The following is a 23842-nucleotide window of genomic DNA, read 5'->3' on the forward strand; positions in this document are numbered from 1 at the left end:
TTACCAATCTATTTAGACATGTGTTGATATATATCCTCAATTGAGATCGTATTCTCATAAATGGCTTTTCCAACTACGACAGAAGGAATACCTGCTTCTTCCAAAGCAATCAAGTCATCAAATTTACTTACACCGCCACTCGCAATTAATTCGATATGTGGGAAGTCTTTCATGATTTCGCCATACAACTCAGTGTTAGGACCTTGCATCATTCCATCTTTAGAAATGTCAGTACAAAGCACTTTTGTAATACCTTTAGCCGTATAGTTTTTCAAGTATTCAAATAAAGGCAGTTTAGAGTCTTCTTGCCATCCACTTACAGCAATCATTTTATTTTTAGCATCTGCTGCTAAAATGATTCTATCGTTTCCGAATTTTGTAATCCAAGAAGTAAATTTTTCTACCTCTTTTACTGCAATACTACCACAAGTTACCATTTCAGCACCATGGTCAAATACTTTCACCAAATCTTCGTCTGACTGAATTCCTCCACCGAAATCAACAATCAAAGAAGTATTTTTTGTGATTCTTTCTAATACACCATAGTTGACAACTTGCTTCGCTTTAGCACCATCTAAGTCTACCAAGTGCAATCTTTTGATTCCCGCATCTTCAAATTGTTTTGCGATTACCAACGGATCATCAGCATAAATTTTCTTTTGATTGTAATCTCCCTGTGATAAACGTACGCATTTACCATCAATCAGGTCGATAGCTGGAATGATATCTATTTTTGTAGACATATTAGATTTTTGTTAGAAAGTTTTCTATAATTTTTTGCCCAACATCACCGCTTTTTTCAGGGTGGAACTGTGCCGCGTAGAAGTTGTCTTTATGTAATGATGCACTGTAAGGGTTTACATAATCCGTCACAGCAATTGTATTTTCGCACAATTCAGCATAGTAACTATGCACATAGTACACATAGTCTTCATTACTGATTCCCTCGTATAAAGGAGTTTTCAGATCATGAATATTGTTCCATCCCATGTGAGGGACTTTTAGTGTCTCGCTTTCAAATTTTTTGACATTCACATCAAAAATACCAAGACAGTCCGTGTTTCTCTCCTCGGAATGCTTACACATTAATTGTAGACCAAGGCAAACCCCTAGTGTAGGTTGTTTTAAATCTTTGATCAATTGATCTAATTGACGTGCCTTAAGATAGTCCATTGCTGATTTCGCCTCTCCAACACCTGGAAAAATAACCTTATCGGCGCTTTTCAACTCTTCAGCATTGTCTGTCAAGATGGGATCAATCCCTAAACGTTGCAATGCATAACGTACAGATTGTACATTTCCCGCATTGTATTTTAAAATGGCAACTTTCATCTAACAGATAGTTTTATTATTACGCAGTTACGCGATTTGAAATTTGAAAATCAAAATTAAAACTCTTTCTATAGAATGAAAAAAACATTGCCATTTTTAATACAAAAAGGAGTGAAATCTATCAAATAAATAGAATTCACTCCTTTTTTTTGAATTTATCTTACGTTGAAACAGAGTTGTATCTCACACCTCAAACATGGATTCAAATCCTAAAATGAAAGGTATAAAGCACCGTATTTCTGTACCGGAATACTTAATCCACTTTCATTGGCTGTATTGAAATCAAGATCATATGTATAACCAGTAATCAGGTCTTTAGCCGTGATTTTTTTCTCTTTGATACCGATTAAGGTCATTACTTCATTCGGAATAATCACTTCAGAAGTAATGTCTTTGTTCTCAAAATTGGCAATTACAAGCACCTTATCATTATTAGTATAACGAATAAAACTATAAGTCTTGTCCACATTATACTGAGAGTTTGTACGGTTAAACTGCTGTAAATCTATCAAATGACCTTTGCGAATTGCTTCAGAACCTTTGGCCGCTTTTAATAGTTTTTTATAGTCATTTCTTAATGTTTTCTGACTTTCGCTCAGCAAACCACCATCATATTTATGGTCATTGACCCATTTTTGATGCTCTGGAATTCCCCAATAATCAAAAATTGTAGACCTGCCATCATCACCACTGAATCCAGATTCACCAATAGCTGGCTCACCTACTTCCTGACCGAAATAAATCATCACAGGACCACTACCTAGTGCCGCACTTACAGCCATACCAGGAATACCTAAAACAGGATCGCCTGCAAACTCCTTAGATGCAATTCTTTGTTCATCATGATTCTCTAAGAAACGCAACATATGATTGTTGAAGCCGTCCATGTCTTTCCATACCTTTGTAAGGTGAGACAATGAAGAACCTGGTCTGTCTTCCATTACCGCTCTTAATGAATCATACACGCCCACTTTGTCATACAAGTAATCAAATTTACCATTGAAAATGTAATTCTTATATTCAGTAGGGTTGTAAACTTCAGCAATAAAACGGATTTTAGGATTGATTTTTTTGATCTGAGGAATCATCCAATTCCAGTACTCAACAGGTACCATTTCAGCCATATCACATCTAAATCCATCTACTCCTTTCTTGGTCCAGTAAGTCAAAACTTCCAAAGTCTTTTTCCAAGTAGATGGAACTTCTCCATTGATGTCAAAAACTTTTTCACCATTACCAGAAAGGTGATTGACACCGTAATTCAGACGAACTGTTTCAAACCAGTCATTGACCGTAGGCGCAAAAGTTACGGCTCCATTTCCAGAAACTTTTGCCGGTATTTCCTTAAATTTCCCATCAGAGGTAGTGAATTTATCACCGCCCAGTGGCTTGTAGCCTTCAGGTACTTCAAAAGGTTTTCCAGGGATATAATAGAAGTTGTTATTGGCATCAAAACCTTCTTTTAGATTGTCAGAAGCACCGAAATCTTCAATTCCTTCTGGTTTTTTATCAGAGTGGTATTTTCTCGCAACATGGTTTGGAACGAAGTCAATAATCACTTTCAGACCATTATCATGTGATCTTTTGATCAGCGTTTCAAACTCTTCGACTCTTTTGTCAACATTCACCGCAAGGTCAGGGTTGACATCATAATAATCCTTGATAGCATACGGAGACCCCGCACGTCCTTTTACCACATCGGCATCATCCAGTGGAATGCCATTTTTTCTGTAATCAGTAATCACAGCATGCTCAATGACACCTGTATACCAAACGTGAGTTGCCCCAAGGTCTTTAATTCCTTGTAGTGCGGCATCATTGATATCATTAAATTTACCTACGCCATTATCAGCGAGAGTACCCCACTGTTTATTTGTAGTATTGGTATTACCAAAAAGGCGAGTCATCATCTGGTAAATGATGATTTTATGGTCTTCAATTTTTTCAGTGGATTGAGATTCCGCCAATAATTTTTTCACTTTCTTTTCTTCTTTGTCATGCGATGTAGAGCACCCTGCAATAAGCATTGACAGCAGTGCTCCAACGATGGTAATTTTTTTGATCATTGTTATTTAGGAAACAGGAATTGATAATAAAACAGCAGGTTGGAATTTTAAGATTTTATTCCTTTGCACCTTTCTTGTTGTAAGGTCTTTTCTGGTTTAATGAATTGGCAATTTTGTACAGGTCTACTTGGTCTAAAATAGTGTCATACAGGTTTCTATGTTTGTCTACATCTTTTAAATCATCCTGCATTTTTACAGCTACAGTAAAAGGATTTGTGTCTTTCAATTGCTTTTTTAAGGCATTTAAATAGTCCTTGTCTTTTTTGATTGCATTTAGAACAATTTGTTCAATTTCATTCATATTTTAATAGGGGAATAAGGTTAAATTCTTAATAAAAAGTGTGTAGTAATAATAGTTAATTTTGAACAGAATTTGAAATTAAATTACTATAAATATTTTTTAATTATATGATATTATAGTTGTGGCAATTTAAGATTAATTCTAATGGACTCTTATTGAGTTAATTTTTTGTGTTTTTGATTAATTTTAATGAATTGACTTACAGATTAAAGGACTAAAAGTTACCTCTTTTCCTTAGTGGTGCATTATTATTTTATTAGATGATTTTTTTAATAATAACAGCTTGTAAAGTAATCCATTTCCATTTTTACTTTTTGATGCACAAAGAAAGTGTATAATTACTTTTTAATAGTTATCAAAAAAATCTAATTCCTTCATTCCTTCTCTTATCTTTGCTTCATTAAATAAATACCTATGATTTCAGTTGATAATTTAGCCGTTGAATTTAGCGGTCAGACACTTTTCAGTGATGTAAACTTTGTGATTAATCCTACCGATAAAATCGCCTTGATGGGGAAAAATGGTGCAGGAAAATCTACAATGATGAAGATAGTAGCAGGTGTACAGAAGGCTACTAAAGGACAGGTGACAGCTCCAAAGGAAGCGGTGATTGCTTATTTGCCCCAACATTTATTGACTGAGGATGACTGTACAGTATTCGAAGAGGCTTCCAAGGCGTATCAGCATATTTTTGAGATGCGTGATGAAATGGAAGGACTTAATAAGCAACTGGAAACACGTACGGATTACGAAAGTGATGAGTATATGAAAATCATCGAGCGCGTAACGGACTTGAGTGAGAAGTACTATGCTATTGAAGAGATAAATTATGATGCTGAAGTTGAAAAGGCATTAAAAGGTCTTGGTTTCAAACAAGATGATTTCCAACGTCAGACAAGTGAGTTTAGTGGTGGGTGGAGAATGCGTATCGAATTAGCAAAAATTCTTTTACAGAAGCCTGATTTGATTTTGCTAGATGAGCCTACTAACCATATTGATATTGAATCAGTAATTTGGCTTGAGGATTTCTTAGTCAATAAGGCTGATGCAGTAATGGTGATTTCCCATGATAGAGCATTTATTGATAATATCACCAACCGTACTATTGAAGTGACTATGGGGCGAATCTATGATTATAAAGCCAATTATTCTCATTATTTGGAATTAAGAGAAGATCGTAGAGCACAGCAGTTGAAAGCGTATCAAGAACAGCAGAAGTTCATAGCAGAAACTAAAGCTTTTATTGAGCGTTTTAGAGGGACTTATTCTAAAACAAATCAAGTGAACTCGAGAGAGAGAATGCTTGAAAAGTTAGAAATTATAGAAGTGGATGAGGTAGATACATCAGCATTGAAACTGAAATTCCCTCCGGCACCAAGATCTGGAGAAATTGCTGTGACAGTGACAGATGTTTCAAAATCGTATGATGATAAAGTGATTTTCAAAGATGCCAACATGTCCATCCGTAGAGGAGAGAAAGTGGCTTTTGTAGGTAGAAACGGTGAAGGAAAATCGACTATGATCAAGTCCATTTTAAAAGAAATAGGAATTGATTCTGGTGAAGCGGAACTAGGACATAATGTACAAGTAGGGTACTTTGCTCAAAATCAAGCTTCTTTATTAGATCCTAAATTGACCATTTTCCAAACGGTTGATGAAGTGGCGAAAGGTGATATCCGAAAACACATCAACAATATTTTAGGGCAGTTTATGTTCGGTGGTGAGGATGTAGATAAGAAAGTAGGTGTTCTTTCAGGTGGAGAGAAAACACGTTTGGCAATGGTGAAATTATTATTGGAACCCGTCAACTTACTGATTCTTGATGAACCTACCAATCACTTGGATCTAAAATCAAAAGACGTATTGAAAGAGGCTTTGAAAGACTTTGACGGTACTTTGATTTTGGTTTCCCATGATAGAGATTTCTTACAAGGTTTATCTGAAAAAGTATTCGAATTTAAAGAGCAAAGAGTCATTGAGCATTTTGAAACGATTGATGCTTTCCTTGAGAGAAATAGAATAAAGAGTATCGCAGATATTAATTTATCTAAGTAATTCATTATTAGGTAGATGAAAGGATGTCGCTTGAGTTTGAAGCTCAAGTGACATCCTTTTTTTATGTTATTTTCAATGTTATGATTTTTTAATTGAAATATTAGCAGTTTTTATAGGATAATTGTATTAATCTAATATTTTTATTTAGCGATTATTTGGTAAAAAACTTAGATTCGAAACCGAAAACTTCTATAACGAAAACTAAATTATTACTTACGTAAAAACTAATTGTAAATGAACGACAAGAGACTAATTATTTTGCTAGGACTCATCATCGCACCACAAATGTTGCGTTTTGTATTCAACTTGAACACTAGCTTTATCTTCATCGCATTTCAGTGTATAGTTATTTCCTTATTCTTTTTTGTATTATACAAGAAGGTAAGAGTCACTGAATAAGGCTTTTATAATAAAACCCCATTGTGTTAATACGATGGGGTTTTATTTTTGAAATGCAAATTATTTATTTGATTCGTTTATCACACTTCCAGGATTCATTATTCCGTTAGGATCAATAATACTTTTTATACCTTGCATGAGCTGATAGCTGTTTTCTCCAATTTTTTCTTTCAACCAAGGTGACAAGGCCCTGCCTATTCCGTGATGATGTGAAAGAGATCCATTATTGGATAAAATGGTGTTGACAAGTCCTTCATGGAATTGCTGATAATCTTCAAGAGGAGCAGACTTATCTGTAGGAGAAATAAAAGTAAAATAGAGGTTGGCTCCATTTTCATACACATGTGAAATATGACACATACAAACGGTATTGGGTCTAGATTTTATATAAGTACGCACATTCTTCCATAGCTTTTTAAGATCTTTCCACATTACTGAAGTTTCTATAGTATCAGTCATCAGCCCAAGGTCCATTAGAGGCTCACGCATATAAGCGGAGTGGAAACGCTGTGAAAGCCATTTTTTTGTAGGACGGCTCCCGATAGATCTGCCACCAAATTTCTTTGAGGTCGATTTGATTTTATCGATTACCAGAGAGGTATAATCTTTATCTCCTTCCACTGAGATAAACATCAGAGACCTGCTATTCGGTTTGTAGCCTATTGCTTGCAGTGCTTTATCAGAGAAAGAACCCTCAAAACCTTTCATTCTAAAAGCAACTTCTGTTTCTTCATGATCTGAAATTCGGAACAGATGGGGCAAGCCAAATTGCCCTTGAATACAAGCTTGCATTGACCCTTGAGCACTTTCAAAATCTTTGAAGATGATACAAGCATTACGGCGATTATTCGGTTCAAATTTTCTAATCTTGATGGTAGCTTGTGTGATCACACCTAAAGTTCCTTCGGCCCCAATAAACAAAGGCATTACATCCCATCCTTGTGCGGCTTTAGGATAGCTTTCATTTTCAAAGATCCCGATAGGAGTGAAAGCTTTTAAGCTTAAAACAATATCTTCTATTTTACCATAGCCAGTAGAACATTGACCGGCACCTTTCGCTGCAATCCATCCGCCTAAAGTGGAAAACTCAAAGGATTGAGGGAAGTGACCGCATGTGTATCCTTTTTGATTCAAGAATTTCTCCAAAGCTGGTCCGTTGATTCCTGCCTGAGCAGTGACGGTGAGACTCTCCTCATCCAGATGAATGATTTGATTGAGATGTTTGGTCAAATCCAATGCGATACCTCCATCAGGAAGACCTATACCTTTAGTGACAGAAGATCTTAAGCCTTGAGGACAAATTGCTATTTTCCACTCATTGCATTTCTGAATGATTAATTCCACCTGTGATTCATCATTAGGACTGATTACTAAATCGGGAGGAGTAGTTACTTTTTCTTGTCTTAATTCAAGAAGCTCACTGTAAAACTTTCCAGCAGCATGTTTTGCTCTGTCAAAATCTGAAGTTTTAATATTTTCAGCACCTACTATTTCAGTAAACTCTTTGACATATTTAGGTGGAAGCTGAATTTTCCGATCTACAACTACTTCTTTTTCACCGGGTAAAAAAGTAGGTAAATTCACTTCCAAAACAGGTATTCCGACAAGTTCTTGTATTGTTTTCTTTACATCATCAGAAAGCACTTCCTGATAGTTAGGATCTCCCCAATTAAGAATTTGTCTGTAAGTTTTTTTAAGCAATGTTTTCATTTCTCTTACTTTGATTTTGAATCAAACGATAATGGTTTAACAAGTTTTCTTTTTGTTGTATTAGTTGTTCTTCACTGTAATTTAATTTCTCCTTCAAAATTAAACTTACTTTTTGAATTAGCACATCTGAAGGCTGTCTTAATGTGCCCAAACCTGTTCTTCTTAGAAATAAATCTTCCAAAGTGAAGGCCATTTCATTCTTGATTGCATAATGGATTTGTGCCGTTACTTCACCTTCTTCTGATAGGTTTTCTGAATTACTATTAAAATGAATATCTAGAATTTCTTTCGCTTCCTCTCCATACATATTCACTAAAGTGTCGATTTGAAGGTGAATAGCTTTTGGAAATTCATCCATCAAATATTTTTTATAGTTTTCAATATGTAAAATCCCACAACCAAAAAGTGGCTGTTTTGCAGTTTGTTCATGCTTTTTTTCTAAATCAACTACTGATGAAATCTTTTCTCCCAATAGCTCAGCCAAATGCCTTGAAGTAGTATACTTTCCCCCCTCAACTGTCAATAAGTTTTTGAAACCCTCAGAAGCATGGTCTACAATTTCATGTTTGCGGGATTGATCATACGTATTTTCTGTATTTTGATCCACCAAAGGCCTCAATCCTCCATAATAATAAGTGATATCTTCTTTTGTAAGGAGTGCATTTCCATAGCAAGCATTGACTTCTTCAATCAATTCATCAATACTTTCTTGCGTCACATCCCATTCATCCACTTCTCCCTTATAAGGTTTGTCTGTAGTGCCAATAATGGTATGTCCTCGCCAAGGCAGCAACATGATATGTCTGCCTTTTGGAGTAACCAATGCCACGGCATGTTTATTTCCCAATGAAGGAGTGACAATATGAATTCCTTCTGACCTGAGTGGTATATTTTTTCTTTGAGGTGAATGCTCAAGCTGTAAAACCGAGTTAGCCCAAGCGCCAGCACAATTAATGACTACTGTACCATTTAGTTTTACTTTCTGCTGATGAATAAGATCAAAAGCCTCTATGCCTTTCACGACGTTGTTGATCACTTTGAAATCCGTCACTTTACAGTAATTACTCACCTCGGCATCATGAAGCATAGCCGATTTGATAAAATTTAAGGTCAGCCGCTCAGCATATGCATTCTGACAATCATAATAGATATAACTACCCATAAGTCCTTTTTCATGAATAGTTTTCTCTCTTATCATTGTTTTCCTTCTGCTTAATGTTTGATAGTTCGGAAGGGCATTTTCTTTCAGTTTTGTTTTCTGCTTGTCAAATGAGAGATAATCATAAGCTTCCATTCCAGCTTTTAGCATCAATTGCTCTTTCAGCGAATAATAAGGAAGCATAAATGGAATAGGGCGTACAAAATTAGGGGCAATGTCTGACAAATAACGCCTTTCTCTCAGCGATTCTCTGACAAGCCCAACTTCAAGGTTTTTAAGATAGCGTAAGCCCCCGTGAATTAATTTGGAGGTAGCGGCAGAAGTACCACTACCAAAATCACTTTTTTCCAACAAGGCCACAGAAGCTCCTTTCAAACTTAATTCATAAGCAATAGAAGCACCTGTAATGCCGCCTCCAATGATGATCGCATCATAATGAGGAGCAGAAAAGCCTCTATGAGACATAGGGTATTGCATAGGTGTTTATTTATTGGTTGGTTCCCAAAAAATAAGGAATGCAATTCATATTTCAATAGAAATCATTCATTTATTTGTCAGTGTGACCCAATGAACGCTCTGGATCAACCAAGTCTCTGATCGCTTGTTTTACTTTTTTGGGCTCAGGAAATCCCTGCTCTTTTCTGTCCCATACTAATTGCTCATTGACAGAAATTTTAAAAACACCGCCGTTTGTAGGTCTTAAACTGATCTCTTCAATTTCATTATTGAAAGTGTAGAGTAATTCCTGTTGCAACCACACCGCTCTTGGAGTCCATTGGCATAGTGTGCAATATTCTATTGTGATTTTAATTTTTTCCATTGCTTTCGTTTCTTTTGTCGTAATGTTACGGTTGTATACAGAAATAAATGTAAATAATTTATGTATTTTTTGTACTTTGAAGATCTAAATAAATTAAATAAACGATGAAAAAAATTCTGATAGCTTCTTTAGTGTATTTACTTTTTAACCCCGTTTTTGCACAGCAAAATTTTTATGTAGGAACGTATACTAGCACCACTTCAGAAGGAATTTACAAAATGCATATTGATGCAAAGAATGAAAAGTTGGTTCTCGATGGAGTAGCCGCTAAATCGGATCAGCCTTCTTACCTTGCCTTTTCAAAAGACCATCAGTTTGTGGTGGCAGTAAATGAAAACTCAGACAATAAACTTCCAGGCAAAGACGGTCAGGTAAGTTTATTCAAAGTAGACAAAGCAACAGGAGATCTTACATTTGTCAATCAGGTCAATAGTGGGGGAGCTCACCCTTGTCATGTTTCCCTTGATGATCAGAATAATGTTTTTGTAGCGAACTATTCGGGAGGAAATGTTGGTGTTTTTAAAATCAAAGATGGTCTTCTTGAAAAAAAATCTGACTTGATTCAGTATGAAGGCAAAGGGCCTCAAACCAACAGACAAGAAGCGGCTCATGCTCATTTCTCTAATTATATCGCCGCTAAAGAAAGAGTTTATACCGTTGATTTAGGGAGTGATAAAGTACATGAGTACAAGGTGGTAGATGGTAAACTGGAAGAGACAAACACTATAGCAATTACAGCAGGCGGAGGTCCTCGTCATTTAATATGGTCAAAAGGAGGAAAGTTTCTTTATGTATTGAATGAGTTATCTTGTACAGTTGCTTCATATACCATGTCAGAAAGCGGTTTTGTGCTTAAGGAGGAACTATCTACTCTTCCTGCAGATTTTGATAAAAGTAAATTGAATACTTGTGCAGCTATTAAAGTATCGAAAGATGGAAAATACTTATATGCTTCTAACAGAGGACATAACAGTATTGTCACTTATAAAATTGATCAGAAAACAGGTAAACTAACGAATTTGGGCTACACGAAAATTCATGGTGATTCTCCAAGAGATTTCAGTATCAGCCCTAAACAAGATTTTGTAGTTGTTTCAAATCAACAGTCCAATAATGTTGTTTTATTTAAGAGAAATAAGAAAACAGGAGCATTGGAATACAAAAATGAAGTGAAAGTACCACTGCCGGTAAATGTAGTTTTCTGGTAAAAAAATAAACCCTGATGCAAAACATCAGGGTTTTTTAGCTTAATGATAAAATAGTTTCGTTTGAATTGTAAGTCCGGGTACTTGTCTTAAAAGATCAAGTACCTTTCTATTGCATTATTTTCGCTTAGCTTTGATCAGCAATTGATCATCTTGGTATAAGTAAAGTTCCTTGTCCTTTACTTCATAACGGTTGACTTTATCAATTTGCATGAAGAATGCACCTTCCACATTGTTTTCAGCGCACATCATTCTTGTAGCAGCCAATGGACCTATTTTGATCGCAGATGAGTAAGCATCTAATTCAAATTTACCTTTGAAATTATTACAGCTTCCAGTACCATTTGCTTCAAGGTCTTTTGACAAGAAGAAGTTAGGAATATTGCCACCCAAGTCAGCAACACCTTCAATTTGCGTTACTTCCCAGTTTCTGAATAAATCTCTGTGATTCATACCTTTTTTGGCAGTAACCAGCACTTCATCCCCTTTGTATAAAGTAAGTACATCACCTTCCACTTTAAACTTATTGAACTGCTCAAGCACTTTTCCCAAAGCACGCTCATGCTCTGCTACTTCTTGGCAGAACATCATTGTTGACATAAAAGGTCCAGCACTTAAAGTATCCGCCTCAGCATCATATTTCATCGATCCGCCTAACCCGTTACAGCCAGCGTAACCTGAAATTCTATCAGTGGCAGGATCAAAAGCGATATATGTTTTCAAAGGATCAGTAGTCTTACCGTCCAAGCTTTCGATTACCCATGTACCCGAAAGTGTCATATATGGATCCTGTGTTTCTTTCAAAATCTTTACAAGTTTATAATTTAATGAAGAAGCATCTGCCGGAGGGTTTTCCACCTCAGTAATAGCTACTTCAATTTGGTATTCATACCCTTCTTTGTATTCAAATCCTTCAATGTTGCCGTAGAAATTACTCCACTCTTGAGCTCCATCTTCTTTTACTTGATAGCATTTTTGAGGACCTACACCTGTGCAGTCCACTTTTTTACTGCCAATGATTAATGTTTTTGTTGATAAATTAGGCTGTTTTGTTGTAGCACAACTTAATAATGAACCAATGCTTATTATAAATAAAGCGAATTTTAGTATTTTTGCCATGTTATTTAATGTAGTTATGTTGAGTAAAACTTAACGGTTCAATGACATTTAAGTTTTTATTCAAGTGATATATTGATAAATTACTTTTTAAATAAACTGTAAACCAGTTACTTATTCAGTATTAAAAATAGTTAAAAGAAATAACGATCAACCAATATTTTTAAAATATTTGGGCATACTATATTGTTCATACTATTTTTTTAATTGTCGTTATAGCAGATGAATTAAAGTATTATGACAAGATATATTATCAGTTTACTAACATGTTTGTGTGTTTGCTTTGGCGTGGTCTCCTGTGGTCAAGAAGAAGCTTCTTCGGTGACGGCCTGCGATAATGCAAGTATTGCGAATATGGTGAAACAATACAATGACATCATTGAGGAGGCGGTCAATAGATCAGATTGTAGCACATTGCTTACGGTCAGTCCCGATGTAATCAGTTTTATAGACAACAATTATAATTGCCTTATTATTTATTTTGTGCTCACTGACGACGATATAACGACGGATAGAGAGGCAGAAGAATATATCAATGATATCAGGGAATTTATGTTAGACCTCACTTATGCGTGTGAGTTGGAGAATACTCCGGTTTTGAATTAAATGAAGTTTTAGGCTTAGCGGACTACTTTTAATTATAATAACAACCTAATACCCACCTTTTATTTTGTAATTATCTTAATGATAATTTATAGAATGAGGTTTTTCCATTCATATTTTTTTACTTTTGTGCTCCAAATAAGTACTAATCAGAATTGAGATAGTACTTTCTTATCTAGAAATTACAAAGTAATAATATAAAACTTATGAGTTTATTAACTGTAGGTTCAGTTGCTTTTGATGCAATTGAAACACCTTTTGGCAAGACTGATAAAATCATCGGCGGTGCTGGAACATACATCTCTATTTCTTCTTCATTCTTCGTAAAACCTGTTAGAGTAGTAGCTGTAGTAGGTGATGACTTTCCTCAGGAATACATCAAAACACTTCAAGATCAAGGTGTTGATACAGAAGGTCTTCAAATCAAAGAAGGTGAGAAAACTTTCTTCTGGGCTGGTAAGTATCATAATGATATGAACTCAAGAGACACTTTGGTGACAGAATTGAACGTTTTAGAGCACTTCGATCCAATCGTACCGGAAAGCTACCAAGGGACTGAATATGTGATGTTGGGTAACCTTTCACCACAAGTTCAAAGTACAGTTATTGAGCGTTTGAAAGATCGTCCAAAGTTAGTAGTAATGGATACTATGAACTTCTGGATGGACATTGCAATGGAAGATCTTAAAAAAACGATCTCTATGGTAGATGTACTTTCTGTAAATGATGAGGAAGCACGCCAATTATCAGGTGAGTATTCTTTAAAGAAAGCGGCGAAGAAAATCATGGCAATGGGACCTAAGTACTTAATCATCAAAAAAGGTGAGCACGGTGCTTTATTATTCCATGAAGACCAAATCTTCTCAGCGCCAGCTTTACCATTAGAGGAAGTGTTTGACCCGACAGGAGCAGGTGATACTTTCGCGGGTGGTTTCATTGGCTATTTAGCGAAAACAGATGATATTTCATTTGAAAACATGAAAAAAGCAGTGATCTACGGTTCAGCAATGGCTTCTTTCTGTGTTGAGAAATTCGGTACTGAGCGTTTGTTGGAAATCACTGAAAAGGATTTAGAAGCACGTGTTCAAGAATTCCATAAATTGACATCATTTGATATGACTTTCTAATTTGAAAGCATTCAATTGTTGAAACTAAACTTCTCTGCTTATTTTTGAATAAGTTATTGAGCATTTAAAATTTCAATTTTAATTGTACAATAGCTTAAAAAGTAGAGAAGTTTTTTTATGCACAAATATTTCAATTCACATACACATTATGCCACTGAGCATTCATTGGAATTAATCAACAGGTTTATTCAGGATGACTTTAAATTATCTGATGAAAAAATAATCAGTGCTGGTCTTCATCCTTGGCATTTAGAAGATGTGGATGTGGAGAAGTGTTTGACAAAGCTTGAAAATGAAGCGATACATTTAGATGCGGTAGGGGAAACAGGTTTGGATAGAGTGATTTCATTTCCCTTGGAGGAGCAGAAGCGTATTTTTAAACGACATATTGAAATAGCGGAGAAATATCATAAACCCGTCATCATACATTGTGTACGCGCTTATTCCGATGTACTTCAGATCAGAAAAGAAATGAAGTGCAAAATGCCTTGGGTTTTTCATGGGTTTATGGGAAATGTACAGATAGCACGTCAGTTGATTGATAAAGGCTGTTTTTTATCCTTCGGAAAAGGAATTTTACAACAAAGACCCAAGCTGCATAAGGTCCTTCAGGAAACTTCTACTGCATTTCATTTATTTGAAACAGATGATGATCCTGATCTCAAAATAGAGGAGGTATATCAAAAAGGTACAGCTCTTTATGATAGTACGCTAGAGGATGTGGTAGAAGAAAAATTAGAAATAGCTAAAAAGTTATTTCCCAAAATTGATGAACTTCTTTAGATTTGCAGTCGATTTTTAAAATATACATTCAAACAAGATGGGACACTGGCAAGAAAGAACGGAGTTATTGATAGGTCAAGATGGCATTCAGACATTAGGAAGTAAGCATGTGCTGATAGTTGGAGTTGGTGGAGTTGGTGGTTTTGCAGCAGAAGCAATTGCGAGAGCAGGAGTAGGTAAAATTACTATCGTGGATGGAGATGTTGTTGATGAGAGTAATAGAAACCGTCAGATTGCAGCATTGGTAAGTACAACAGCTAAACCTAAGGCATCAGTAATTGGTGACAGAATCAAAGATATTAATCCTGATGTAGTATTGGATATCAAGGAAACGTACCTTGAAGATGAAACGGCAATTCATCAATTGCTGGAAGAGTATGACTACGATTATGTGGTGGAATGTATCGATACTCTTACTCCTAAAGTAGCTTTATTGTCAGCTTGTATGGAGAAAAAAATCAAAGTGATCAGCTCTATGGGTGCCGGTGGAAGAATGGACCCTTCGCAAACAAAAGTAGGTAGATTGAGAGATACTTATAACTGTCTTTTGGCAAAACAAGTGAGAAAACGTATACCTCAGAAATCATTTAGAAGAAAAATTAAATGTGTTTTCTCTCCAGAATTAGTGGATAAAAATAAAGTGGTGACCGTAGAGGATGTGAAACATAAAGCTTCTACAATTGGCACTATTTCTTATATGCCTGCAGTGTTTGGTTTAACAGTTGCGTCAGTGGCAATCAGAGACTTACTAAAGTAAAAACAGTGAGGTGAGAGAGTGGAATTCCATTGAAATAATCACTTTCTGTATACACTTAGTTGTTGTTTGATGCTCAGTTTTTAAGTACTTGAAAGTAATTTAAAGACTGAGCATTTTTTTGTATTAACATAGGTTTGGTAAAAAAGATGGGGCTTTTTGTCACAAACAGCCCCGTGAGCTGGTCCTATCTATTACATGAATTTTTAATGTCTTTCATTTAAGATAAACCTATAGAACCTTCATAGAAAGGAACAAAGCATGATACGATTAATCTTCCGTTTATTATTCAATTTGAATGGTTGGTCATTAAGTATTGATCATATTGATCAAAATGATTTAAAAAAGAGTGTTTTTTTAGCTACTCCGCATACTTCTAATTGGGATGCTGTATATATGGTAGCGGCCATGTTGAAGATAGGAGTTAAACTACGATTTGCTATCAAAAGAGAATGGATTAGATTTCCACTCAGTATTGCGCTCAAACCTATGGGGGCGATTGGTATTGACAGAAGACCTCAAGGAGAAAGAAAAACAAAGTTGAGTATGGTGGAAGCCATGGCTAATCTTTTTGAAGTCAAAGAAGAACTTTCATTGGTTATCCCACCAGAAGGATCAAGATCCTTGAGAGAAGAATGGAAATCAGGCTTCTATTATGTAGCCACTACTGCCAAGGTGCCTATTGTGTTAGCTTATTTAGATTATGACACTAAAACTGCAGGAGTATACGAGGCTTTCCATCCCACAGGAAACTTCGAAGAGGATATGAAATACATCATTTCTGTCTATAAGAAACACAATCCGGGACCAAAATTCCCAGAAATGTTTATGTATGATAAAAGGTTTGCCTAGCAAAAGGCGAAATAATATTTTAAAGTAGAAATGAAAGTTTCTACTTTTTTTTGTCTAAAAACCCGTTTACATTTGAATAACAACCCGAAATGAATAATTTTCGTTCTTAAATTATTAATCCGGAAATGCGGTAACTACCTTTATCAAGGAATTATCACCAATAATTGGTTATGGAAAGTAAAGTAAAAAACGTGGAGAAAGATATAATCACTCAAATAAATTCTAACAAATGCATGTTTCAGATGCCCTCTAAACAGAAGGCGGAAGAATTTATTGATGATATGTTTCAGTTCTTGTTCCCTGTAGTTTCAGGAGTGGAACAAGGACACTATGCTGCCGAATTAGCATTGATCAGACTTAAAGGAAAGCTACAGGAGTTATTCCTGCCAATCCGTGATCAGTTTGAGGTAGGATGTAGCAGTGCGGCTGAACGTTTCTTTGAGTGCTTGCCAGAAGTACATGCCAAGTTATTGAAAGATGCTCAAGCGATTTACGATGGAGATCCAGCCGCTAATCATATTGAAGAAGTAATTTTGGCTTATCCGGGTTTCTTTGCTGTTTTTGTGTATCGTCTGTCTAATCAGTTATACAAATGCGAAGTGCCTATCGTTCCTCGCTTGTTTTCAGAATATGCCCATAGTAAAACAGGGATAGATATTCATCCAGGAGCAACCATAGGTGAATACTTCTGCATTGACCATGGTACTGGAATTGTAGTCGGGGAGACAACCAATATCGGTAATTACGTGAAACTCTATCAAGGTGTGACTTTAGGCGCCTTAAGTGTAAGCAAAGATCTGGCAACTATGAAACGTCACCCAACGATTGAAGATAACGTAATCATCTATTCTGGTACTACTATTCTGGGAGGTGAAACGGTAATTGGAGAGAACTCTATTATAGGCGGTAACGTTTGGCTGACCGAAAGTGTGGAACCGAACTCGACAGTGTATAATCAAAGCACTGTGAGTGTGAGAAAGAAAAAGATGTAGGAACTTGTTTCTAAGTACTAAGACAAAAAATAATATGAATTAGTGTTATTAATTTTTGGTTTAGTACTTATTGAAAATAGATAATGCCTCAGTTGAAAAGCTGAGGCATTTTTTTTAATAAAATGAAAAGTAAATAAAGGATTTAATTGAATAATAATTAGTTGAACATATAAAATCGAGATAAGTTAAATTTTAATTGTTCAACATTTACATTACCTGTTCTTACAATACTCAATATGCCCTAAGGCATTGTTCAGCCCGTCCACTCCACTATTTAAATGGCCAATAGCATCATGAAGATGATCTACGGCAATAGTTAGGTGAGAGTGCATCTCATCCATATCGTCAGCATAATGTACGTTGGTGAGGGAGATTGTGGCAATATCAAAGACCATCTTTGCATCATGAAATGAACCATGAGCATCGCCAGCTTTGTCTTTGGCGTGGGTACAAATCTCTTCAGCCTGTGCTCTAGCACTGTGGGATTCATCCTTAGCAAAGTGGGCATTTTTCATAGCCTCTTCTGCCTCTTGTTTTGCAATGTTGACATTTTCTTTAATACACTCAATGGTATTGCAGTCAAAGCATTCACTGATGAAGTGCAGTGCAGTATTAGCACCTTCATGAGAAGACTGATAATAGTCGTAAGCCTCGTGAATATCTGTTACTATAACATGATGTTGAGCATTAATAAGATTAAAAGTAGTGATAAAAGTGATGAAGTAAATAAGTCGCAGCATAAAGGGTGTTGGTTGTTACTGTTTACACAACACGTTCTTTATTAAATAAGTGCGAAATATTAACATGAAAGTTGTCTTATATAAGAATAGTACAATATTTCTCCTCTTATTATAGAAAAAAGGGCAAAAAAATAGGACAATCCATAGTAATGAATTGCCCTTGATCTATAATTTTTAAAAAGCTGTTATTGCTTATTTTTCAACTGCTCTTTCAGTCTATCTAATTCAGATGATCCACCACCAGCTGAAGACCCAGCAGAAGAAGAACCTGCAGATGTATTATTAGTAGGGTTTTGATTAAGATTCGCTTTCAATCTTTTTAGTTCATCAGAAGTACCCAATGATTCTACTGAAGACCCGCCGCTTAAACCTAAAGCTTTATCAATCTCGTTATCTACCGTATTGTTGCTGATATCTGCAATTTCACCATAAGATTCTGCCAAAGCTTCTTTCTCTTCTACTTTTTGCTTCATTTTTTCTAATCGTGCAATTGTAGTAGACGAGTCCACGCTAGCCAATTGTTTATTTAATTTAGCTGAGGCATCACTAACAGTCGCTCTAGCTTTCAATGTTTTCAATTCATTCTCCCAGTTAGAAATCTGAGATTTTAAACTTTGAACATTACTTTCCATTTTAGAAAGCATACCAGAATAATTGTCAATATTTTTTTGATTTGCACCGGCTCTTTGCTCGTATTGCTGTTTTCTCTCCAAAGCCTGACTTGCCAAACGATCTGCTTCATCAGCGCTGATATGTCCGCTTTGTGCTCTTTGTAATAACAATACTGCTTTCGATTCAAACTCTCTAGCGTTTCTACTATTTGATTCAAACTCTTTCTTCTCACGGATAGAAAGTGCTTTCACTTCCGCAAGACCTTGCATTGATTTTGAAAGATCAGTTTTTAAATCTCTAATACCTTGTTCAGTTTGTTTAATAGGGTTTTCTAATTTATCTAAAACTGAATGTGCCTCCGCTTCCGCTATCCCAAAAAGTCTTTTTAACCATCCAAACATTTCGATTCTCTAATTTTGTTATTAATTTTTTAATTTTTTTTCAAAGTAATTATAAGCCTCATTGATTTGTAATGTGACCTTTTGTGCCATTTCTTGTTTAGCGGGGTCGCCAGCATACAAATCCGGATGATATAATTTAACCAATTTTCTGTAAGATTTCTTTATTGTGGCAAAATCATCCCCTCTTTTTACTTCTAAAGCATTATAATATTCATCTTCCTGCGACTTTTGCTGTGTTTGCTGAGAAGAATATTGCTGTTGTGAATGTGTATGACTCTGATAATTTTGCTGCGGTTCCTGATACTTATAGGTATCATTCTTTATCTCCTCGTAATGTTTCCTCCAGTCTTCTTTTGAATCATTCTCGAAAAGCTGTTGAAAAACGGGATTATTCTCAATCTGATCGTTGATTGTTGACTTTAATATATTCTTAAATCGGTCGACTAACATCGTATATATCTAACTTGCTTAATGAATTTGAATAAACGTCTTACTATATAAGACGAAAAGTTACTAAAAAAGATACTTTAATGCATAAAAAGTTATTTGTGAATGATTTTTCATTTATTTTTTTGTGATATTCCTCAATAGGTGTATATTTGACATTTACTAAAGATGTGTTAATTAGCACTCTTCAATAGTACACACTCAGACATTTTTTTTATATTTTTGAGCAGTCATAGCCTTCGATGTTGTTGAAGAATTTGACTTCTTAGATTTAATTATCTAATACTATACACAGAAAGAGGTATTTACCTCTTTTTTATCAACCAATAGTGCAAATGGAACAGAATTTCCCTTGGCATAAACACTATGCCGATTTTACTCCAAAAGAGATCAACCCGGATAATTACCACTCATTACTCAAGTTATTTGAGGAATCTTTCCAGAAGTTTTCAAAAAAGATTGCATATGAAAATATGGGAGGAAAGCTCACGTATGAGGATGTTGATTTGGCATCTCAGCATTTTGCTTCCTATTTACAGAATCATTGTAATATGAAAAAAGGGGATCGTATTGTAATCCAAATGCCGAATACATTACAGTATCCAATTGCTATGATTGGAGCGATTAGAGCGGGTATGGTTGTGGTAAACACAAACCCTCTTTATACGGAAAGAGAAATGGAGCATCAGTTTTCGGATGCTGGAGTAAAAACGGTTGTAATTTTAGCCAATTTTGCGGATAAGCTACAAAATATAAAAGGCAGACTGCCAGAATTAAAAAATATTGTGATCACTGAATTGGGTGACTTATTAGGTTTTCCAAAGAGTCTTATTGTCAATTCGGTGGTGAAATACGTGAAGAAAATGGTGCCTGCTTATAAACTTCCTACAGCAGTGCCGTTTAAAAAAGCATTGAGTTTAGGAGAGAAAGCGGAATACAGACGCCCGGCGATGACTGGAGAGGATCATGCTTTTCTTCAATACACTGGAGGTACAACTGGAGTTGCAAAAGGAGCAATTCTTACACACAGAAATATAGTTGCGAATTTAGAACAGTCCAATGCCTGGTTGCAAGGCTGTCTTGAGGAAGGGAAAGAATTAGTGATCACAGCATTGCCGTTGTATCATATTTTTGCCTTGACGGTCAATTGTATGACGATGATGAAAATTGGTGCTCACAACCTCTTGATCACCAACCCAAGAGATATGGATGCTTTCTTGAAGGAAATCAGCAAATATAAGTTTTCTATCCTTACAGGTGTAAATACCCTTTTCAATGGAATGTTGAATCACAAGAAATTTGCCGATATCGACTTTTCCGAATTGAAGGTAACAATTGGTGGAGGTATGGCCGTACAAGAAGCCGTAGCAAAACGATGGGAAGAAGTGACAGGTTGTACCTTAGCGGAAGGTTATGGACTTACAGAGACGTCTCCCGTGGTTTGTGTACACCGTTTGGATAGCCCGAAAATTGGAACAATTGGTTTGCCTTATCCTTCTACAAATGTGAAAATCTTAAATGAAGAAGGTGTTGAAGTGCCAATAGGAGAAGAAGGAGAACTTTGTGTGAAAGGGCCTCAAGTAATGAAAGGATACTGGAAGCGTGATGATGAGACAGCGGAGACTTTCTTCCCGAATGGATGGTTGAGAACTGGTGATATAGCCACTATGGATCATCATGGTTATTTTAAAATTGTAGACCGTAAGAAGGATATGATTTTGGTATCTGGTTTTAATGTGTATCCTAATGAAGTGGAAGAAGTATTAGCTATGCATGACGGAGTGGCCGAATGTGCTGTGATTGGTGTACCTGATGAGAAGTCAACAGAAGCGGTGAAATGCTTTATAGTGAAGAAGGATCAGCATTTAACAGCAGAAGCATTGAAGGACTTCTGTAAGCATAATTTGGCAGGGTACAAGGTACCAAAACATTATGAATTTAGAACAGAACTGCCAAAATCTACAGTCGGTAAAATTTTAAGAAGATTATTAAAAGAAGAAGAACTGGATAAAAGCAAAAAGGTTCTTCACTAAAAATAGAGAAATCAATGAAGGTACTGTTTTACGGCAGTGCCTTTTTTTATGAGTATGGAACAGCAGAAGAATTGGGTGCCTCTTCAGATTGAAGCACCTTTTTACACGAATGGAGCGATTACAGAATCGACAGAACACCTCTGGATGGTATTTCATGGCTATGGTCAGCTGGCAGATCATTTTATGCGAAGATTTGATATTCTTTCAGCAGCACAACATCATGTGGTAGCTTGTCAAGGTTTATCCCGTTTTTATCTTGATAAACAATATCAGAAAGTAGGAGCATCATGGATGACAAAACTGGACCGAGAAGCAGATATCCGACATCAGCAACTGTATATTTCTACCGTTTTTGAAAACCGTTTGCAAGCTTTAGACAATCTGAATGAGAGCGTGAAATACAATTATCTGGCTTTCTCTCAAGGAGGGACAACGGTACTGAGATGGCTCAATTATTATAAACCAAAAGTCGATAATTTAATTTTATGGGCAGGAGATATTCCGAAGGAATTAACAGCTGATGACTTTAATTTCTTGACGCCTGATTCAAATGTATTCATGGTGTTAGGGGATAAGGATCCTTTTAGAACCTTTATTGACATAAATAAACAAAAAGAGTTATTAAACTCCCTTAATTGTAATTCAAAATTTATTAGTTTTGATGGAGGACATCATGTCAGAAGAGATGTCCTTGAAGAATGCCTAAAGCATTTTTAAATTAAATAATTAATGAACTAATATCTCTTATTTTTTTCAGTTGAATTACTTCTAACTTAGAGATACTAACCAAACTCTTTTTATGCATCCCGTATTAAATAATAATCAATTCTTTGTAAAAGAACATGTTGGAATGTTCAAAGCCGCCAACAACTACGATATTTATGACCCTGTAACAGATGAAATTATAATGGAATGCCGTGAGGATTCATTGGGTTTCATTACTAAAATGTTGAGGTTCACAGACTACAAAAGAATGACTCCGTTTCATATTGAGATCAGAACTACAACAGGACAGAAAATCCTTACTGTAAAAAGAGGAATTTCTATTTTCTTATCTGACGTAGAAGTGCTGGATGAAAATGATCAGTTGGTGGGTATGTTCAAGCAGAAATTCTTTTCTATTGGAGGTAAATTTGAAGTGTTTGATGCGGACAATAATTCACTTTGTATGTTGAAAGGAAAGTGGACAAGCTGGGACTTCAAATTTGTAAAAGATGACTTTGAATTTGCTCATGTAAGCAAAGAGTTTGCAGGCTTTGCAAAGGAATTGTTCACTTCAGCCGATAACTATGGTTTAGAAATCAACCCTGAGGTGCCTCAAGATCATAAATTAAGATTGTTAATTATGGCAGCAGTGATGTGTATCGATATGGTATTAAAAGAATAACTACTTAAAAGATAAAGTAAAGGGTAAGGAGTGATTACTTCTTGCCCTTATATTTTTCCCACATTTTAGTTTCTCTCTCCAAAAGCGTTTCAAATTTTGAAGGATAAGCTACTGAGAACTCATTTCTTTCCTCTGTTCTAGGGTGAACAAATGAGATGGCTGTACTGCTCAAAAACAATCCTTTTCCTTTAAGGGTGTTTCCATCTTCCCCATATTCTTTATCTCCTACAATCGGGTGCCCTATCATGGCAAGGTGCTTTCTTAATTGATGTGTCCTTCCTGTATGCGGTTCTAATTCCACTAATGTCAGTGCTTCACTTCTTAGAGATGGGATCTCTTTCACTACTTTATAAGAACTATGGCAAGGTTTTCCTTCTAAGTCATGCTTAATATCTCCCTCTTTTTCCTTAAAAGACCCCATAGCCACAGCATGGTATTTCTTTTTGATGGTTTTATCCTCAAACTGCTGTCCAAGTTTTACCCTTGCCAGTCGTGTTTTTGCGATTAATAAAAGACCAGAAGTTGGAGCATCTAACCGATGACAAGGTTTCGGCCAAGGCATTGTATCTGTCAAGTTACTCTGAGAAATATTAGAAAGAAGAGCATTTTCGATGGTTTTGAACTGATTGCCGCTTACTGGAATTCCAGACGGTTTGTAAACCACTGCTAAATCTTCATCCTCAAAAATAACATCAAGCTTCAATTCAAATATTTTTGGCACTTTAGCTTCTTCAGTATAAATCACAATTTCCTGTCCAGGAACAATCCATTCAGCACCTTTGAGTATTTGGCCTTCACAAATTACACGTTGTGCTTTCAATGCCTTTTTGAGTCCATTCCTAGAGGTTACATATTGACTATTTCTCAAAATGAAATCAAAAAAGCGTTCTTTCTGATCAAGGTTATCTGGGATTTGAATTTTTTCGAGAATCGTTTTTTCCATGGTGA

The 23842-nt window shown here is 35.8% G+C and carries 23 protein-coding genes; 11 read left to right on the plus strand and 12 right to left on the minus strand.

Annotated features, from left to right (window positions below; genetic code table 11):
- Window positions 1-8 precede the first annotated feature (8 nt).
- The 4 genes from hisA to HHU12_RS02740 all read right to left on the minus strand — a co-directional run bounded on the left by hisA (window position 9) and on the right by HHU12_RS02740 (window position 3699).
- Window positions 9-743, minus strand: a complete 735-nt coding sequence (gene hisA, locus HHU12_RS02725; RefSeq protein WP_169654767.1) for a 1-(5-phosphoribosyl)-5-[(5-phosphoribosylamino)methylideneamino]imidazole-4-carboxamide isomerase — start codon at window positions 741-743, stop codon at window positions 9-11.
- 1 nt (window position 744) lies between these two features.
- The gene (gene hisH, locus HHU12_RS02730; protein WP_169654769.1) at window positions 745-1332 is read right to left on the minus strand and encodes an imidazole glycerol phosphate synthase subunit HisH; all 588 of its coding nucleotides are present in this window, start codon (window positions 1330-1332) and stop codon (window positions 745-747) included.
- Window positions 1333-1541: 209 nt separating this feature from the next.
- Window positions 1542-3398, minus strand: coding sequence for an alpha-amylase family glycosyl hydrolase (locus HHU12_RS02735; RefSeq protein ID WP_169654771.1), 1857 nt, complete (start codon window positions 3396-3398; stop codon window positions 1542-1544).
- Between the two features lie 55 nt (window positions 3399-3453).
- The gene (locus tag HHU12_RS02740) at window positions 3454-3699 is read right to left on the minus strand and encodes a hypothetical protein (protein WP_169654773.1); all 246 of its coding nucleotides are present in this window, start codon (window positions 3697-3699) and stop codon (window positions 3454-3456) included.
- Between the two features lie 414 nt (window positions 3700-4113).
- Between HHU12_RS02740 and HHU12_RS02745 the strand changes: the two genes are divergently transcribed.
- Complete coding sequence (locus HHU12_RS02745; RefSeq protein WP_169654775.1) at window positions 4114-5754, plus strand: ABC-F family ATP-binding cassette domain-containing protein; 1641 nt, start codon at window positions 4114-4116, stop codon at window positions 5752-5754.
- 459 nt (window positions 5755-6213) lie between these two features.
- Here the strand turns inward: HHU12_RS02745 and HHU12_RS02750 are convergent, their stop codons facing one another.
- From HHU12_RS02750 to HHU12_RS02760, 3 genes are all read right to left on the minus strand, one after another.
- A complete protein-coding gene (locus tag HHU12_RS02750; protein ID WP_169654777.1) occupies window positions 6214-7863 on the minus strand; it encodes an FAD-binding oxidoreductase in 1650 nt (549 codons plus the stop codon).
- Complete coding sequence (locus HHU12_RS02755) at window positions 7847-9499, minus strand: glycerol-3-phosphate dehydrogenase/oxidase (RefSeq protein ID WP_169654779.1); 1653 nt, start codon at window positions 9497-9499, stop codon at window positions 7847-7849. Before HHU12_RS02755 ends, HHU12_RS02750 begins: the two co-directional genes overlap by 17 nt.
- A gap of 70 nt (window positions 9500-9569) precedes the next feature.
- Window positions 9570-9842, minus strand: coding sequence for a SelT/SelW/SelH family protein (locus HHU12_RS02760; protein ID WP_169654781.1), 273 nt, complete (start codon window positions 9840-9842; stop codon window positions 9570-9572).
- A 104-nt stretch (window positions 9843-9946) separates the two neighbouring features.
- On the opposite strand from HHU12_RS02760, the gene HHU12_RS02765 reads away from it, so the two are divergent.
- Entirely contained in the window at window positions 9947-11050 is a 1104-nt protein-coding gene (locus tag HHU12_RS02765; protein WP_169654783.1) for a lactonase family protein, read from the plus strand.
- 114 nt (window positions 11051-11164) lie between these two features.
- On the opposite strand, the gene HHU12_RS02770 is transcribed toward HHU12_RS02765, so the two are convergent.
- Window positions 11165-12166: an META domain-containing protein gene (locus HHU12_RS02770; protein WP_169654785.1), complete on the minus strand. Its 1002-nt coding sequence runs from the start codon at window positions 12164-12166 to the stop codon at window positions 11165-11167.
- Window positions 12167-12400: 234 nt separating this feature from the next.
- Between HHU12_RS02770 and HHU12_RS02775 the strand changes: the two genes are divergently transcribed.
- From HHU12_RS02775 to epsC, 6 genes are all read left to right on the plus strand, one after another.
- Window positions 12401-12769, plus strand: a complete 369-nt coding sequence (locus HHU12_RS02775) for a hypothetical protein (RefSeq protein ID WP_169654787.1) — start codon at window positions 12401-12403, stop codon at window positions 12767-12769.
- 203 nt (window positions 12770-12972) lie between these two features.
- Complete coding sequence (locus HHU12_RS02780; RefSeq protein WP_169654788.1) at window positions 12973-13893, plus strand: PfkB family carbohydrate kinase; 921 nt, start codon at window positions 12973-12975, stop codon at window positions 13891-13893.
- A gap of 117 nt (window positions 13894-14010) precedes the next feature.
- On the plus strand, window positions 14011-14676 hold the full coding sequence (locus tag HHU12_RS02785; RefSeq protein ID WP_169654790.1) for a TatD family hydrolase: 666 nt from the start codon (window positions 14011-14013) through the stop codon (window positions 14674-14676).
- 37 nt (window positions 14677-14713) lie between these two features.
- Complete coding sequence (locus tag HHU12_RS02790; RefSeq protein WP_169654791.1) at window positions 14714-15433, plus strand: tRNA threonylcarbamoyladenosine dehydratase; 720 nt, start codon at window positions 14714-14716, stop codon at window positions 15431-15433.
- A gap of 258 nt (window positions 15434-15691) precedes the next feature.
- On the plus strand, window positions 15692-16282 hold the full coding sequence (locus HHU12_RS02795) for a 1-acyl-sn-glycerol-3-phosphate acyltransferase (protein ID WP_169654793.1): 591 nt from the start codon (window positions 15692-15694) through the stop codon (window positions 16280-16282).
- A 242-nt stretch (window positions 16283-16524) separates the two neighbouring features.
- On the plus strand, window positions 16525-17274 hold the full coding sequence (gene epsC, locus HHU12_RS02800; protein ID WP_240970831.1) for a serine O-acetyltransferase EpsC: 750 nt from the start codon (window positions 16525-16527) through the stop codon (window positions 17272-17274).
- Between the two features lie 212 nt (window positions 17275-17486).
- On the opposite strand, the gene HHU12_RS02805 is transcribed toward epsC, so the two are convergent.
- The 3 genes from HHU12_RS02805 to HHU12_RS02815 form a co-directional block, all read right to left on the minus strand.
- A complete protein-coding gene (locus HHU12_RS02805; RefSeq protein ID WP_169654795.1) occupies window positions 17487-18014 on the minus strand; it encodes a hypothetical protein in 528 nt (175 codons plus the stop codon).
- Window positions 18015-18199: 185 nt separating this feature from the next.
- On the minus strand, window positions 18200-19027 hold the full coding sequence (locus HHU12_RS02810; protein ID WP_169654797.1) for a PspA/IM30 family protein: 828 nt from the start codon (window positions 19025-19027) through the stop codon (window positions 18200-18202).
- A 21-nt stretch (window positions 19028-19048) separates the two neighbouring features.
- The gene (locus tag HHU12_RS02815; RefSeq protein ID WP_169654799.1) at window positions 19049-19477 is read right to left on the minus strand and encodes a J domain-containing protein; all 429 of its coding nucleotides are present in this window, start codon (window positions 19475-19477) and stop codon (window positions 19049-19051) included.
- Window positions 19478-19809: 332 nt separating this feature from the next.
- On the opposite strand from HHU12_RS02815, the gene HHU12_RS02820 reads away from it, so the two are divergent.
- The 3 genes from HHU12_RS02820 to HHU12_RS02830 all read left to right on the plus strand — a co-directional run bounded on the left by HHU12_RS02820 (window position 19810) and on the right by HHU12_RS02830 (window position 22894).
- Window positions 19810-21507 (plus strand): AMP-binding protein, encoded by a 1698-nt coding sequence (locus tag HHU12_RS02820; protein ID WP_169654801.1) that lies wholly within the window; start codon window positions 19810-19812, stop codon window positions 21505-21507.
- Window positions 21508-21561: 54 nt separating this feature from the next.
- On the plus strand, window positions 21562-22224 hold the full coding sequence (locus HHU12_RS02825; RefSeq protein ID WP_169654803.1) for an alpha/beta hydrolase: 663 nt from the start codon (window positions 21562-21564) through the stop codon (window positions 22222-22224).
- Between the two features lie 82 nt (window positions 22225-22306).
- Window positions 22307-22894, plus strand: coding sequence for a phospholipid scramblase-related protein (locus HHU12_RS02830; RefSeq protein WP_169654805.1), 588 nt, complete (start codon window positions 22307-22309; stop codon window positions 22892-22894).
- Between the two features lie 34 nt (window positions 22895-22928).
- On the opposite strand, the gene HHU12_RS02835 is transcribed toward HHU12_RS02830, so the two are convergent.
- The gene (locus HHU12_RS02835; RefSeq protein WP_169654807.1) at window positions 22929-23837 is read right to left on the minus strand and encodes an RluA family pseudouridine synthase; all 909 of its coding nucleotides are present in this window, start codon (window positions 23835-23837) and stop codon (window positions 22929-22931) included.
- Window positions 23838-23842 lie beyond the last annotated feature (5 nt).

The organism is Flammeovirga aprica JL-4 (assembly GCF_012844305.1).
Lineage (GTDB): Bacteria > Bacteroidota > Bacteroidia > Cytophagales > Flammeovirgaceae > Flammeovirga > Flammeovirga aprica.

What these genes read in the sequence shown, in the direction of transcription:
- hisA (WP_169654767.1), bottom strand. Translation starts at nt 743, where the DNA reads ATGTCTACAAAAATAGATATCATTCCAGCTATCGACCTGATTGATGGT.
- hisH (WP_169654769.1), bottom strand. Translation starts at nt 1,332, where the DNA reads ATGAAAGTTGCCATTTTAAAATACAATGCGGGAAATGTACAATCTGTA.
- HHU12_RS02735 (WP_169654771.1), bottom strand. Translation starts at nt 3,398, where the DNA reads ATGATCAAAAAAATTACCATCGTTGGAGCACTGCTGTCAATGCTTATT.
- HHU12_RS02740 (WP_169654773.1), bottom strand. Translation starts at nt 3,699, where the DNA reads ATGAATGAAATTGAACAAATTGTTCTAAATGCAATCAAAAAAGACAAG.
- HHU12_RS02745 (WP_169654775.1), top strand. Translation starts at nt 4,114, where the DNA reads ATGATTTCAGTTGATAATTTAGCCGTTGAATTTAGCGGTCAGACACTT.
- HHU12_RS02750 (WP_169654777.1), bottom strand. Translation starts at nt 7,863, where the DNA reads ATGAAAACATTGCTTAAAAAAACTTACAGACAAATTCTTAATTGGGGA.
- HHU12_RS02755 (WP_169654779.1), bottom strand. Translation starts at nt 9,499, where the DNA reads ATGCAATACCCTATGTCTCATAGAGGCTTTTCTGCTCCTCATTATGAT.
- HHU12_RS02760 (WP_169654781.1), bottom strand. Translation starts at nt 9,842, where the DNA reads ATGGAAAAAATTAAAATCACAATAGAATATTGCACACTATGCCAATGG.
- HHU12_RS02765 (WP_169654783.1), top strand. Translation starts at nt 9,947, where the DNA reads ATGAAAAAAATTCTGATAGCTTCTTTAGTGTATTTACTTTTTAACCCC.
- HHU12_RS02770 (WP_169654785.1), bottom strand. Translation starts at nt 12,166, where the DNA reads ATGGCAAAAATACTAAAATTCGCTTTATTTATAATAAGCATTGGTTCA.
- HHU12_RS02775 (WP_169654787.1), top strand. Translation starts at nt 12,401, where the DNA reads ATGACAAGATATATTATCAGTTTACTAACATGTTTGTGTGTTTGCTTT.
- HHU12_RS02780 (WP_169654788.1), top strand. Translation starts at nt 12,973, where the DNA reads ATGAGTTTATTAACTGTAGGTTCAGTTGCTTTTGATGCAATTGAAACA.
- HHU12_RS02785 (WP_169654790.1), top strand. Translation starts at nt 14,011, where the DNA reads ATGCACAAATATTTCAATTCACATACACATTATGCCACTGAGCATTCA.
- HHU12_RS02790 (WP_169654791.1), top strand. Translation starts at nt 14,714, where the DNA reads ATGGGACACTGGCAAGAAAGAACGGAGTTATTGATAGGTCAAGATGGC.
- HHU12_RS02795 (WP_169654793.1), top strand. Translation starts at nt 15,692, where the DNA reads ATGATACGATTAATCTTCCGTTTATTATTCAATTTGAATGGTTGGTCA.
- epsC (WP_240970831.1), top strand. Translation starts at nt 16,525, where the DNA reads ATGCCCTCTAAACAGAAGGCGGAAGAATTTATTGATGATATGTTTCAG.
- HHU12_RS02805 (WP_169654795.1), bottom strand. Translation starts at nt 18,014, where the DNA reads ATGCTGCGACTTATTTACTTCATCACTTTTATCACTACTTTTAATCTT.
- HHU12_RS02810 (WP_169654797.1), bottom strand. Translation starts at nt 19,027, where the DNA reads ATGTTTGGATGGTTAAAAAGACTTTTTGGGATAGCGGAAGCGGAGGCA.
- HHU12_RS02815 (WP_169654799.1), bottom strand. Translation starts at nt 19,477, where the DNA reads ATGTTAGTCGACCGATTTAAGAATATATTAAAGTCAACAATCAACGAT.
- HHU12_RS02820 (WP_169654801.1), top strand. Translation starts at nt 19,810, where the DNA reads ATGGAACAGAATTTCCCTTGGCATAAACACTATGCCGATTTTACTCCA.
- HHU12_RS02825 (WP_169654803.1), top strand. Translation starts at nt 21,562, where the DNA reads ATGGAACAGCAGAAGAATTGGGTGCCTCTTCAGATTGAAGCACCTTTT.
- HHU12_RS02830 (WP_169654805.1), top strand. Translation starts at nt 22,307, where the DNA reads ATGCATCCCGTATTAAATAATAATCAATTCTTTGTAAAAGAACATGTT.
- HHU12_RS02835 (WP_169654807.1), bottom strand. Translation starts at nt 23,837, where the DNA reads ATGGAAAAAACGATTCTCGAAAAAATTCAAATCCCAGATAACCTTGAT.